This window comes from Gordonia sp. (in: high G+C Gram-positive bacteria), from assembly GCF_020438995.1.
Taxonomy (GTDB): Bacteria; Actinomycetota; Actinomycetes; order Mycobacteriales; family Mycobacteriaceae; genus Gordonia.
Map to the genome: position 1 here is coordinate 1 of NZ_JAGQTN010000231.1, position 13589 is coordinate 13589.

The following is a 13589-nucleotide window of genomic DNA, read 5'->3' on the forward strand; positions in this document are numbered from 1 at the left end:
ACGTCGTAGGTGACCTCGCCGGGTACCTGGGCCTCGACGTTCGCCAGAGCTGCTGCGGCACTCCACATTCCGTGGGCGATGGCCTTGGAGAAGCCGAACGCCTTGGCGGGCAGGTCGCCCATGTGGATGGGGTTGCGGTCACCGGAGGCGGCCGCGTACTCGCGGATGCGGCGCAGGTCCACCGACAGCACGGCGTCCGGTGGCGGCGGGGCCGAATCCTTGGGGGCGGGACCGCGCGGTTCGTCGGACAAGCTGGTGCGCTGCTGCTTGAGGAATGTCGCGGTCTGCACCGCGACAACCTCTGCGCCGACGGTGAATTCGCTGATCATGTCCACCAGCAGACCCTTGCGGTGCTCTCGCAGGTTCTCCGCGTGGGTGGTGATGGTCAGCGGCTCGTCGACACCGATCTCGCGCTTGCGCTCGATCTTGTTGCTGATGTGCACCGAACCGACTGCACCGAACGGGAATTCGCTGGTGGTCATGATCTTCATGGCCAGCGGGAACTGCAGCACGAACAGGTACGTCAGCGGCAGCGTCGAGGAGAACCGCTGGCCGGTGGCCCGGCAATACGCTTGCAGCGCATCGGGATCGACGCGCACGTCGACGAGCCGGTAGTGGGTGTCGGGCACCGTCGCGGTCGGGGAGACCTTGGCGGGCTTGCCGATCACGGGCAGCATCGCCGCGACGGCCTTGCCGTAGATCGAGGCGGTGCCCGGGGCACCGCTCAGTGTGATCGTCTTACTCATCACGCACCCAGGAAGCCCTGGCCGCACACGCGGACGATGTTGCCGGTGACCGCGTTCGACGCCGGGTTGGCGAAGTAGGCGACGGTCTCGGCGACGTCGACGGTCTGGCCGCCCTGCTGCAGCGAGCTCATCAGACGACCGGCCTCACGGGTGGCCAGCGGGATGGCCGCGGTCATCTTGGTCTCGATGAAGCCGGGGGCGACGGCGTTGATGGTGACGTCCTTCTCGGCGAGGATCGGCGCGTACGCGTCGACGAGACCGATGACGCCGGCCTTGGAGGCGCCGTAGTTGGTCTGGCCGCGGTTGCCGGCGATACCGGCGATTGACGAGACGTCGATGACGGCGCCGCCCGCACGCAGGGCACCGTTCTCCAGCAGGCCGTTCACCAGGGCCTCGGGGGCGAGCAGGTTGACCGCGATCACCGAATCCCAACGGGCGTCGTCCATGTTGGCGAGCAGCTTGTCGCGGGTGATGCCGGCGTTGTTGACGATGATGTCGATGCCGCCGTGGCGTTCGAGGGCGTGTTCGGCGAGCTTGGCGCCGGCGTCGGGTGCGCTCACATCGAGCGGGAACGAGGTGCCGCCGACCTTGTTGGCGGTCTCGGCCAGTGCCTCACCGGCGGCCGGGATGTCGGCGCAGATGACGTGCGCGCCGTCACGGGAGAGGACCTCGGCGATGGTGGCGCCGATGCCGCGGGCGGCACCGGTGACCACGGCGACCTTGCCGTCGAGCGGCTTGTCCCAGGACTCGGGGGCTGTGCCGTCGGCGGCGCCCACGCGGAACACCTGGGCGTCGACGAACGCCGACTTGGCCGACAGGATGAACCGCAGCGTCGACTCCAGGCCGGTCAGGCCGGTCTTGGCGTCGGGGGAGACGTACACCAACTGCACGGTGGAACCCTTGAGCAGTTCCTTGCCGAGCGAACGGGTGAAGCCTTCGAGGGCGCGCTGGGCGATCCGCTCACCAGGGGTCGTGACCAGCTCGGGGGTGGTGCCGATGACCGCGAAGCGGGCGCAGGCGGCGGTCGAGCGCATCGCCGGCTGGAAGAACTCGAACAGCTGACGCAGCTCGTCGGGAGAGGTGATGCCGGTGGCATCGAACACCAGCGCGCCGTACTTGTCGGCCGAGCGGCCCGAGGTGGCGTTCTGGATCAGCGTGTAATCGGCGCCGGTGAGGAGCTCGCGCAGCGGCTCGACGAGGCGTCCGGAACCGCCGAGCAGCACCGGGCCGGCCAGTGCGGGCTCGGACGCCTTGTACCGGCGCAGCGTCGGCGGGACGGGCAGGCCCGCCTGCTTGGCGATGAACGAGCCGGGTGCGGAGTGGACGAATGACGAGTACAAGCCGGGATTGGCCACGGTGGATCTCCTGTTCTGCATGCACTGTGTGCGCCCCGTCGTGGGTGGCACGTGCGGGGCACTTGCGCCTACGGCGAGCGATGGTAGCTGCCGAGCGCGCCGGGAGGGGCGTTCGACAACGAACTTACTGTTGAGTAAGAATACGCTATAGATACCAAACACCACCCTGGGAGATCGAAGTGGCCAAAGCACCCAAGACCCGCACTGAACGTCCCGTCGCGATCCTCGGCGGCAACCGCATCCCGTTCGCGAAACAGGACAAGGCGTACGCCAAGGTCGGCAATCAGGAAATGTTCACCGCCGCCCTCGACGGCCTGGTGAGCCGGTTCGGCCTGCAGGGCGAGCAGCTCGGCATGGTCGCCGGCGGCGCCGTCCTCAAGCACGCACGTGACTTCAATCTCATCCGCGAATCCGTCCTCGGTTCGGCCCTGTCGCCGTACACCCCCGCCTTCGACGTCCAGCAGGCATGCGGCACCGGCCTGCAGGCCATCACCGCGGTCGCCGACGGTGTCGCGCGCGGCCGCTACGACGTGGCCGTCGGCGGTGGCGTCGACACCACCTCGGACGCGCCGATCGCCGTCTCGGAGTCGATGCGCCGTCAGCTGCTCGAGGTCAACCGCTCGCGCAGCACACAGGGCCAGGTCCTCAACGCTCTGAAACTGCTGCCCAACCTGGGTATCGAGATCCCGCGCAACGGAGAGCCCCGCACCGGCATGTCGATGGGCGACCACGCCGCCATCACCGCCAAGGAGTTCGGCGTCAAGCGTGCCGACCAGGACGAACTGGCCGCCGCCAGCCACCAGAAGATGGCCGCCGCCTACGACTCCGGCTTCTTCGACGATCTGATCACCCCGTTCGGTGGCCTGGTCCGCGACCAGAACCTGCGTGGCGACTCCACCGCCGAGAAGCTGGCCAAGCTCAAGCCGGTCTTCGGTGTGTCCCTCGGCGACGCGACGATGACCGCGGGCAACTCCACCCCGCTCACCGACGGCGCGTCGACGGTGCTGCTGGGCACCGACGAGTGGGCCAAGGACAAGGGCCTTCCGGTGCTCGCGTATTTCGTCGACAGCGAAACCGCCGCCGTCGACTACGTGAACGGCCCCGACGGCCTGCTGATGGCCCCCACCTACGCGGTGCCGCGTCTGCTCGAGCGCAACGGCCTGACCCTGCAGGACTTCGACTTCTACGAGATCCACGAGGCCTTCGCATCCGTGGTCCTGGCCACCCTGTCGGCCTGGGAGTCGGAGACCTACTGCAAGGAGCGTCTGGGTCTGGACAAGGCACTCGGCTCCATCGACCGCGCCAAGCTGAACGTCAACGGCTCCTCGCTGGCCGCGGGTCACCCGTTCGCCGCGACCGGTGGGCGCATCGTCGCCCAGGCGGCCAAGCAGATCGCCGAAAACGGCGGCGGGCGTGCGCTGATCTCGATCTGTGCCGCAGGCGGCCAGGGCGTCACCGCCATCATCGAGGGGTAATTCTCCGCCCAGGAATTAAGGTAGCCCCGATCAATCTGCCGGGTCGGGGGTCTGGCAGCTGATCGGGGCTACCACCCATTTGTACGCTACTTCTCCGTGCAATTCACCTCTCCCCGCAAAAAACTGTCCGCATCTTCTTGCCGAAGTCAACACGACCGAACAGTCTGAGCGCGGTTGCCTGCAACGGTGGCCCCGGCCCGCGGCACGTTAAGGTGGGTGGAGTGAGCAAACGGTCGTCGGTGCGGGTCTGGGTGTGTGCCGTACTCGGAATCCTGTTCCTCGGCATGCTTATCGTGGGAATCGATTTGCTTCTCACACATGGCAAGACGGCTCGCGGGGCCACCGTCGCCGGGCTGGATGCGGGCAATCTGACGCCGACTCAGTCCAGCGAGGTGCTCGATCAGCTGGCAGCCAGGGCTGCTAAGCCTGTGATACTTGTCACGCCGAAGGGTGAGACGAGGATCGATCCGAAGGAACTCGGCCTCAGCTTCGATGCTGCGGCGACGCTGGAGCGGCTTCGTCAACAGCCGATCGACCCATTCCGCCGCATCGGCGGTCTGCTGGGCAGCGAGACCCACATCGACCCGGTGATCACGGTCAACCGCAGGACTCTCGGCGCCACTCTCGACGCCCGTCGCAAGCAACTGGAGTTGTCGGCCGTCGAGGGCGGGGTGCGCTTCGATCAAGGCAAGCCGGTGGCTGACATGCCGACGGCCGGACAGCGTATCGCCCGCGGTGGCCTGCCGCAGGTATTGCGTGAGAGCTGGTTGCGTGGGCGGCCGATCACGATGCCGACCGAGGAGTTCTCGCCGACGGTGTCGGCGGAGACGGTGCGGATCACCCACGACGGGCCGGCGACCACGGCGATGGCCGGGCCGATCGTGCTGAACGGCCGGGACGGCGCGAAGCCGTCGATCAGTCCGGCCGAACTGGGTGAGGTACTCGAGTTCGTGGCAGACGGCAGGGGCGGATTGTCGCCGAAGCTCGATCACAAGGCCGCGGTCAGGTCTTTCAGCCCGGCTCTGGCGAGCACGGTGCGTGAGCCCGTCGAAGCAACGTTCACGCTGTCGGGCGGCCGGCCGGAGGTGGTGGCGTCCAAGGACGGTGCCCGCATCGACTGGACCACGACACTCGCCGCGATCCAGAAGACGGCGCTCACCTCCGATCAGAGTTCGCAGCGCACCGTCGATGTCGTCTACGACGTGGTCAAACCCAAACTGTCGACATCGAAAGCAGCGGGTCTCGGCGTCGACGAGGTGGTCAGCGAGTTCACCACCGGCGGATTCGCCGAGGCGTCGGGCGAGAACATCCGGCTGGTGGCGCAAGCCGTCGACGGTGCGGTGGTATTACCCGGCGAGTCGTTCTCGCTGAACGGGTATACCGGCACCCGCGGTTCGGCGCAGGGCTATGTGACCTCGACGATCATCGATCACGGGCACACGTCGAAGGCGGTGGGCGGTGGCATCTCCCAGTTCGCGACGACGCTGTACAACGCGGCGTACTTCGCAGGTCTGGAGGATGTGGATCACACCGAGCACTCGTACTACATCTCGCGGTATCCGGAGGCCCGGGAGGCGACGGTGTTCGACGGCGCGATCGATCTGGTGTTCCGCAACAACTCCGATCACGGCATCGTCATCGACACCGAGTGGTCGCCGAGCGCGATCACCGTCCGCCTGTGGGTAACCAAAACCGTTGAGGTGCAATCGATCACCGGAAGCCGGTCGCTGTACACCGACCCGGAGAAGGTCACCTTGCCCGCCGGGGACGACTGCATGCCGAGCAATGGTTCGAAGGGGTTCACCACCTCCGACACCCGCGTGATCACCGACGCGAAGACCGGTGCCGAGATCAGCAGGCGCACCCGGACCGTGAAATACGATCCGGAGCCGAACGTGGTCTGCCAGTAGGCAGGCCACGAGTCCCGGCGCCGGGGGTGATCGACGCAGAGCGGACGCTCAGTTGGTGAGCATTCCCCCGTCGACGGGCAGTGTGATCCCGGTGACGTAGCTGCTGGCGTCGGAGGCCAGGAAGATGAGCGCGGGGTTGAGTTCGCCCTCGTTGCCGAGCCGGCCGAACAGGGTGCGCGGGATGACGAACGTCTGCATGTAGCCCCCCTCGATCAGCTCGGAGGTCATCTCGGAGGCAAAGTATCCGGGGGCGATGGCGTTGACGCGGATGCCCTTGCGACCCGACCACTGCTGTGCCAGGTCGCGGGTGAGTCCGATGACGCCTGCCTTGCTGGCGCTGTACCCGGCCTGCGGCATCAGCACCGACGTCAGGCCCAGGATGCTGGCGATATTGACGATCGAACCGCCGTTCTTCATGGCCCGCGCACATGCCTGGGCCATGTAGAAGGTGCCGTTGAGGTTGGTCTGAATTACCCGGTCGAATTCCTCGGGTGCCTCCCGCGTGGCCGGCGCGGAGTCGGCGATACCGGCGTTGTTGACGAGGATGTCCAGGTGGCCGAAGTTCTCGATGGCGGCGGCCGCGACGGCCGCGCACGCGGCGGGATCGGAGACGTCGCAGGCGACGGTGATCGCCCGCCTGCCCTTGCTTTCCACCATCTTCTTGGTGTCTTCGAGTTTCTCGACGCGGCGGGCCGCGAGCACCACGTCGGCGCCCGCGTCGGCGAGTGCTCCGGCGAAGGACACGCCGAGGCCACTGGACGCGCCGGTCACCACCGCCACCTTGCCGTCGAGCCGGAACAGATCGAGCACTGCCGACATGATGGATCTCCTTTGCATCTGACGAGCTGTGTACCCCCGAGCATAGAAACCGTATCGGACGGTGTCGGCGGAATCGCAGTTCCGACCGGAAGTTCCCGACCGTGCGCTCGGTCGCCTATTCTCCCGGCGTCGTCGGACCGATCTACGACACCTTGCATTTCACCAGGTCAAAGGTGACGAAAGGGCAACAGTAAGGGGTACGTGTTCCATCTCATAGAAACACCCGCTAACCTACGGATCGTGGATATCAATGGAGCAAGTGCAATCGTCACCGGCGGTGCGTCGGGCATTGGTGCCGCCTCGGCACGCGCCCTGGCCGCCAAGGGCGTCAAGGTCGTCGTCGCCGATATGAACGCCGAGAAGGGCGAGGAGATCGCCAAGGAGATCGACGGCGTCTTCGTCAGCGTCGACGTCACCGACTCGGAGCAGATCAAGGCGGCCATCGCCAAGGCCGAGGAGATCGGCACCTTCCGCATCCTGGTGAACTCGGCCGGCATCGGCTGGGCGCAGCGGACCATCGGCAAGGACGGCAACTTCGACTCGGCGCACAATCTGGACTTCTTCAAGAAAGTCATCAACGTCAACGTCTTCGGCACGTTCGACTTCGTCCGGCTCGGCGCCACCGCGATCAGCCGTACCGAACCCCTCGCCGACGGCGAGCGCGGCGCGATCGTCAACATCTCGAGCGTCGCAGGCGTCGAGGGTCAGATCGGGCAGGTGTCGTACTCAGCGTCCAAGGGTGCCATCAACGGTTTGACCGTGCCGCTCGCGCGTGACCTGTCGGCCGCCGGTATCCGCGTGAACACCATCATGCCGGGCCTGATCGACACCCCGATCTACGGACCGGAGGAGCACTCCAAGGAGTTCAAGGCCAACCTCGGCAAGAACGTCCTGTTCCCGCGCCGCCTCGGTGTCCCCGCCGAACTGGCGTCGATGGTGGTCGAGCTCGTCGTCAACTCGTACATGAACGCCGAGATCGTCCGCGTCGACGGCGGCATCCGGATGCCACCCAAGTAGCCGTTCTCACTCAGGTATTCGTCCCGCCGACCGGCGTCCGCCCCGGTCGGCGGGACGAATCATTTCAGGGATCGGGGACGCCCGGCCCGGAGGGCGATGTGGCGGACAACGACGTGGTGGCCGGGGTGTGGCGCTCGGTGGTGTCGTTGTCATTGCCGCGCAGACCCGCGATCAACGCCACCACGATCACGGTGACGACGGCGAGCGCGCCGATCAGGGCCGTCATTCGCCGACGGGCATACACCTCGGGTGGCAGGACCGCGGCCCTGGGCGCGAGGGTCTGTACCGGGGCGGTCGGGATATCGACGGTTCTGCGCAGGCTACCGGCAAAGTCTTGAGCATCCGGACCGTCCGTGATCGCGGCGAAAGGCCGACGATCGAGTGCGCTGTGGTGGTAGTCGGGTGGAACGCTTCTGCCGCTCGCGCTGTGCTCGGGGGACGGGACTCCGCGTGGCAGCGGTGGAGCGAGCGACCGCGAGTGCAACGCTCTGGTGAGTGCGCGGGCAAAGCTCTGGCAGTCGGGGTAGCGATGGGCGGGTTCCTTCGCGAGCGCGGTCGCGAAGACGGGGTCGAGGGCCGAAAGCTCGGGCATCGCCGAACTGATCGGCGGTGCCTTCTCGTTGACCACCGCCAAGGCGAGTGCCGGCATCGACTTGCCGGCGAAGGGGGTGTGCCCGGTGATCAGCCGGTAGACGGTCGCGGCCAGTGAATACTGGTCGGCGCGGCCTGTCGCCGAATGCCCGCGGATGATTTCCGGCGCGGTGTAGGCGATCGTTCCCATGAATTCGGCGGTCGAGGTCGTCGGTGTGGTCGCGGTGGTGATCGACGCGGTACCGAAATCGAGGATGACGACACGGTCGATCGCGCCGAACAGATCGTCGCGGGTGACCATGATGTTGGCCGGTTTGATGTCGCGGTGGACGATTCTGTGCTGGTGGGCGTGGTCGAGTCCCTCGGCGATCCGGGCGCTGATGACGGCGATCTCATTGATCGTCGGGGCTTCTTCGTCGAGGCTGATGCCGTCGATGAAGTCCATTGTGCACCAAGGTATTTTGCCCTCGATCCCGTACTCGTGGACGGCGATGACGCTGGGGTGGCGAAGAGCCGCGACGGCGCCGGTCACCGAGAGGAAACGCTCATCGAAGTCGGCATCGTCGACCCGTGCATCGTCGTCGACCAGCTTGAGGGCGACACGGACATGCTGGTACGGGTGATCGGCCAGATATACCTGACCCATTCCGCCGACGCCGAGCGCGGAAACGATGGTGTACCCCGCGAAGTCTGAACCGGGTGGCAGCACGGGTCACGTCCTCTCCGCAGACTTGTCATCCACCGTCGCATCGCGGTGTTCTCACTGGCGAACCAAGTAGTGAAGCTAGCAAATATGGTCCGTCTGTGTGACGCCTGGCACGGCAGGGTCACACTCCGGAAGCATAGTCCCGGGTACGTCCTCGGCTTATCTGTAGCGCCGAATGCGCCCAATCCGTCCGTGTTGCGGGCTGTAGTGGGGAATTGTTCTGGCGAAGCGCGTGGATGTTCGTCCGATCGGTCTATTTTGATCTGCGGCACCGGCCCGGGCGTGTCGCGGTTGCCGCACCTGAACATCGACTCCAGGTGTGCCGACGACAGACCCCGGGATGCTGGAGTGCGTCCCGGGGTCTGTGCGGTACTTCTGTGTCGGAAGGGCTCTTCTGCCTTAGAAGGCGGCTTCGTCGAGCTCCATGATGTCCGCTCGACAAGCCGCCCTCCTTGTGGCTCTTCTGTCTAGAAGGCGGCTTCGTCGAGCTCCATGATGTCCGCTCGACAAGCCGCCCTCCTTGTGGCTCTTCTGTCTAGAAGGCGGCTTCGTCGAGCTCCATGATGTCACCGTCGACGTTTTCGACGGTGACGCGGACGGAGGTGAGTAGCGGCAGCATGTTCTTGGCGAAGAACGATGCGACGGCCACCTTGCCCTCGTAGAACGACTTGTCCTCGCCGGTGACACCCTCGTCGAGCTGGGCGATGGCGATCTCGGCCTGGCGCAGCAGCAGCCAGCCGATGAGCAGGTCGCCGACGGCCATCAGGTAGCGCACCGAGCCCAGGCCCACCTTGTAGAGCTGTGTGGAGTCTTCCTGCGCCGACATCAGGGTCGCGGTGAGCGATGCGGTCATCGCCTGCACGTCTTCCATGGCGGTCTTGAGCAGTGCCCGCTCGGCCTTGAGTCGGCCGTTACCGGCTTCGGTGTCGATGAACTGCTGGATCTGGCCGGCGACGTGGGCGAAGGCCTGGCCGCGGTCGCGGACGATCTTGCGGAAGAAGAAGTCCTGCGCCTGGATGGCGGTGGTGCCTTCGTACAGCGAGTCAATCTTGGCGTCGCGGATGTACTGCTCGATCGGGTAGTCCTGCAGGAAGCCGGAGCCGCCGAAGGTCTGCAGCGATTCGTGGCTCAGCGCGGCGTACGCACGCTCGGAGCCGACACCCTTGACGATCGGGAGCAGCAGGTCGTTGACGCGGTGCGCAAGGTCGGCGTCGGCGCCGGAGACGATCTTGGCGGCTGCGGCGTCCTGGTGCGAGGCGGTGTACAGGTAGACCGCGCGCAGGCCCTCGGCGTATGCCTTCTGGGTCATCAGCGAACGACGCACGTCGGGGTGGTGGGTGATGGTGACGCGCGGGGCGGCCTTGTCGGTCATCTGGGTGAGGTCGGCACCCTGGACGCGCTGCTTGGCGTAGTCGAGGGCGTTGAGGTAACCGGTCGACAGGGTGGAGATGGCCTTGGTGCCCACCATCATGCGGGCATGCTCGATGACCTCGAACATCTGCGCGATGCCCTTGTGGACCTCGCCGACGAGCCAGCCCTTGGCGGGGACGCCGTGCTGACCGAAGGTGACCTCACAGGTGGCCGACGCCTTGATGCCCATCTTGTGTTCGACGTTGGTGACGAAGACGCCGTTGCGTTCGCCCAGTTCGCCGGTCTCGTGGTCGAAGTGGAACTTGGGGACGAAGAACAGCGACAGTCCCTTGGTGCCGGGGCCGGCGCCCTCGGGACGGGCGAGCACCAGGTGGAAGATGTTCTCGGTCATGTCCTGGTCACCGGAGGTGATGAAGCGCTTCACGCCGTCGATGTGCCAGGTGCCGTCGGGCTGCTCGACGGCCTTGGTGCGGCCGGCGCCGACGTCGGAACCGGCGTCGGGCTCGGTGAGGACCATGGTGGCGCCCCAGCCGCGCTGGGCGCAGATGGCGGCCCACTTCTTCTGCTCGTCGGTGGCCTGATTGAAGAAGATGTCGGCAAAGCCGGAACCGGCTGCGTACATGTAGAGCGGCGGGTTGGCGCCGAGGATCATTTCACCGAGGGCCCAGAACAGGGTGCGCGGGGCGGGCAGGCCGTCGAGTTCTTCGTGCAGTCCGATCTTGTCCCAGCCTGCTTCGATGTAGGCGGCGTAGGACTTCTTGAAGCTTTCGGGGACGGTCACCGAATGGGTCTCGGGGTCGAACACCGGCGGGTTGCGGTCGGCATCGGCGAACGATTCGGCGATGGGACCTTCGGCCAGGGTGCGGACCTCGCGCAGCATGTCGATGGCGGTCTCTTTGTCGAGGTCGCCGAAATCGCCTTCTTCGAGGACCTGCTCCAGGTTGAAGAGTTCGAAGAGGTTGAACTGGAGATCACGCAGGTTGCTCTTGTAGTGACCCATTGTCTGGTTCCTATCTGGGGTGTTGCTTTCTTTGCGGGGCAGAAGCGAGGGGTGGTCTCTTGCCCGGGGCGCTCGGGCAACCGTAAGTTACTCGCCAGTAACTTCAGTTTACTACCGATTTGCATATGCAACAAGTGGCATGTTTGTGATCGCGCCGACTCTGCGAAGAATATATTCGGCGCGGTAAGAACCGCCCTCCACGGCGTAGCTGCCGATCTACGGCGGCGGCCGGTCCGTGGAGGGCGGATCTTGTCCGGTGATCAGAGGTGTTCGCGCAGGTAGGTGAGGTCTTCGGGGATTCCCTCGGTGGGGGTCTCCAGAATGATCGGGGCTCCGGCTGTGCGGGCCACCTCCGCGAGGACGGCCGCGTCGATGTGGCCGGATTCCAGGTTGGCGTGCCGGTCGCGGCCCGAGTCGAACTCGTCGCGGGAGTTGTTCAGATGCACCAGGTCGATGCGGCCGGTGATCGCCTTGACCCGTTCGACCAGGCCCACCAGATCCTCACCGCCGGCCCAGGCGTGGCAGGTGTCGAGGCAGAATCCGGCCTGCTCGAAGTCGCCCACCTCGCTCCAGAGCCGGTCGATGGATTCGAGGGTGCGGGCCATCGCGTGATCGCCGCCGGCGGTGTTCTCGATGAGGATCGGCACCCCGAACCCGCCCTTGTCCACCTGCCGGTCGAACAGCTTGTGCCAATTGGCGAAGCCCTCGGCCGAGTCCTCACCGTCGCGCAGGTGACCACCGTGCACGACCAGCCCGAACGCGCCCAACTCCGCGGCAGCCGCGGCCTGCTGCTCGACGGCCTTACGGGAGGGCATCCGTAGCCGGTTGTTGAGGCTCGCGACGTTGATCGAGTAGCTCGAATGCACCACGACGTCGATCGGAGACTCCCGGAATTCCTGCGCCCGCGGGTTGGGGGCGGGCTTTTTCCAGCTCTGCGGGTCGGTGACGAACATCTGGAAGACGTCGATGCCGAGGTCGGCCGCCGTGGCAAGTGGGTCGGTGTCTTCGCGAAGGTGGGCTCCGATGCGCATACCGCAACGATAGTGCGCCGCGGTCGGGCGTCAGTCGAGCAGTTCTTCGATGGTGATCGGCACCCCCGGTGCGATCAGGATGCGGCAGGGGGCCTCGGTGCCGGGGTACAGGTTGAACCACTCGTGGCTCCGGCCGGGACCGTCGTAGACGGCCGCCAGCGAACGATGAAGCCGGGCTTCGGCCTCCTTGCTGATGATGTAGCGCTGGTTGCCGTAGCGCAGATACCTGTTGGACACGGGGAGCTCCGTTCTCGTCGATCGGTGTGCCGGACGGGCCGACAACGGGGCCGTTACGGTGTGATCTAACACACAATCGTACGTGGCGGCTGCCGGAAGTTCAGGCCCGGCCGCCACGAAAAATGCTGCGAATCGTCGCGTTCCGGGCGCCCATCTCCATACCCGGACGTCTTGGCGCGCACTATCGGCCGATCATGAATGCGTGGGGCCAACTAGGGTGACGGGAGCCGTCGTATCCGTGAACAGACCTGTGGAGCAGCCCCGTTGAGCATCGATGAGTCGGAAGCACCAGCCCCGCACCGGGGTGTGGAACCGCTGCTGACCGACCTGGGCAAGGCCGCCGAACTTGACCCGGACATGGCCACCCGCCGCGATCTGACCTGGGTGCGCCGGGTGGCCATCGGTCTGTGGGCGATCGGCATATTCGCCGAGTTTTGGGTGCACGGCCTGGCCTTCGACCGCACCCGGCTCATCTTGCTGATGTGCTTCGGGATGTTCGCGGCGTGCATCGGCCGGCGCCGGGCCATCACCGTGGTCGTCGACTGGCTGCCGTTCGTGCTGATTCTGCTGCTCTACGACTGGACCCGCAACGTCGCTCAGCTCATCGACATGCCGACGCAGTGGCATCTCGCGCCCGACATCGACAAGTGGATGTTCGGGGTCAATCCGACGGTGTGGCTGCAGAGTCACCTCAAACATGCCGAACCCACCTGGTGGGAGGTCGTCACCAGCGTCGTCTACATCTCGTACTTCATCGTCCCGTACGCGATGGCGGCGATCCTGTGGGTGCGTGACCGTGCGGTGTGGCGACGCTACGCCGCGTGTTTCCTGGCGACGACGTTCCTCGCGCTGGTCGGTTACACGCTGCTACCTGCCGCCCCGCCGTGGGCCGCTGCCCGGTGCACCGCCGAACAGGTCGTCGATCATCCCCGTGATCCGCCGTGCATGCATTCGATGAACCCCGAACCCGGCGGCGGGCTGCTGGGCAAGGTCGAACCCCGCCACGACGGTGCTGCGCCCTATGTCGAACGCATCTCGTGGCGCGGCTGGAGCGTGCTCAATATCCACAACGCGTCGCAGTTGTTCACGATGGCGCAGGGCAAGTCGAATCTGGTCGCGGCGATTCCGTCGCTGCACGCGGGCTTGACGATGCTGCTGGCGCTGTTCATGTGGCCGCGGGTCAAGGCGCTCGGCAAGACGCTGTTCATGGCCTATCCGCTGGCGATGGCATTCGCGCTGGTGTTCACCGCCGAGCATTACGTCATCGACATCCTGCTCGGCTGGGCACTGGCGGCGAGTGTGATCGCGGTGTGTCGGTGGGTGGATCGGCG

General features: G+C 66.0%; 11 protein-coding genes. 4 read left to right on the forward strand and 7 right to left on the reverse strand.

Annotation, left to right across the window (positions count from 1 at the left end; genetic code table 11):
• Both KDB67_RS16295 and KDB67_RS16300 read right to left on the reverse strand, forming a co-directional pair.
• The coding region (locus tag KDB67_RS16295; protein ID WP_291017736.1) for a MaoC/PaaZ C-terminal domain-containing protein at window positions 1–746 on the reverse strand (746 nt) is incomplete at its 3' end.
• On the reverse strand, window positions 746–2122 hold the full coding sequence (locus KDB67_RS16300) for a 3-oxoacyl-ACP reductase (protein WP_291017738.1): 1377 nt from the start codon (window positions 2120–2122) through the stop codon (window positions 746–748). The genes KDB67_RS16295 and KDB67_RS16300, both read right to left, overlap by 1 nt.
• A 158-nt stretch (window positions 2123–2280) precedes the next feature.
• On the opposite strand from KDB67_RS16300, the gene KDB67_RS16305 reads away from it, so the two are divergent.
• Together KDB67_RS16305 and KDB67_RS16310 are read left to right on the forward strand one after the other, a co-directional pair.
• Window positions 2281–3576 carry an acetyl-CoA C-acetyltransferase gene (locus KDB67_RS16305; protein WP_291017740.1) on the forward strand — a complete coding sequence of 432 codons (1296 nt, stop codon included), beginning with the start codon at window positions 2281–2283 and terminating at the stop codon, window positions 3574–3576.
• A 221-nt stretch (window positions 3577–3797) separates the two neighbouring features.
• Window positions 3798–5486, forward strand: coding sequence for a VanW family protein (locus tag KDB67_RS16310; protein WP_333716773.1), 1689 nt, complete (start codon window positions 3798–3800; stop codon window positions 5484–5486).
• 48 nt (window positions 5487–5534) lie between these two features.
• Here KDB67_RS16310 and KDB67_RS16315 read toward each other — a convergent pair whose 3' ends face one another.
• Complete coding sequence (locus KDB67_RS16315; RefSeq protein ID WP_291017742.1) at window positions 5535–6305, reverse strand: glucose 1-dehydrogenase; 771 nt, start codon at window positions 6303–6305, stop codon at window positions 5535–5537.
• 240 nt (window positions 6306–6545) lie between these two features.
• Between KDB67_RS16315 and KDB67_RS16320 the strand changes: the two genes are divergently transcribed.
• Window positions 6546–7322: an SDR family NAD(P)-dependent oxidoreductase gene (locus KDB67_RS16320; RefSeq protein WP_291017744.1), complete on the forward strand. Its 777-nt coding sequence runs from the start codon at window positions 6546–6548 to the stop codon at window positions 7320–7322.
• A gap of 64 nt (window positions 7323–7386) precedes the next feature.
• Here the strand turns inward: KDB67_RS16320 and KDB67_RS16325 are convergent, their stop codons facing one another.
• The 4 genes from KDB67_RS16325 to KDB67_RS16340 form a co-directional block, all read right to left on the reverse strand.
• On the reverse strand, window positions 7387–8622 hold the full coding sequence (locus KDB67_RS16325) for a serine/threonine-protein kinase (protein WP_291017747.1): 1236 nt from the start codon (window positions 8620–8622) through the stop codon (window positions 7387–7389).
• Window positions 8623–9154: 532 nt separating this feature from the next.
• Entirely contained in the window at window positions 9155–10990 is a 1836-nt protein-coding gene (locus KDB67_RS16330) for an acyl-CoA dehydrogenase (protein ID WP_291017749.1), read from the reverse strand.
• A gap of 260 nt (window positions 10991–11250) precedes the next feature.
• A complete protein-coding gene (locus KDB67_RS16335) occupies window positions 11251–12021 on the reverse strand; it encodes a deoxyribonuclease IV (RefSeq protein WP_291017751.1) in 771 nt (256 codons plus the stop codon).
• Between the two features lie 30 nt (window positions 12022–12051).
• Window positions 12052–12258 (reverse strand): hypothetical protein, encoded by a 207-nt coding sequence (locus KDB67_RS16340; RefSeq protein ID WP_291017753.1) that lies wholly within the window; start codon window positions 12256–12258, stop codon window positions 12052–12054.
• Window positions 12259–12522: 264 nt separating this feature from the next.
• Here KDB67_RS16340 and KDB67_RS16345 point away from each other — a divergent pair.
• Window positions 12523–13589: phosphatase PAP2 family protein (locus KDB67_RS16345; RefSeq protein ID WP_291017756.1), on the forward strand; the 1067-nt coding region annotated here is incomplete at its 3' end.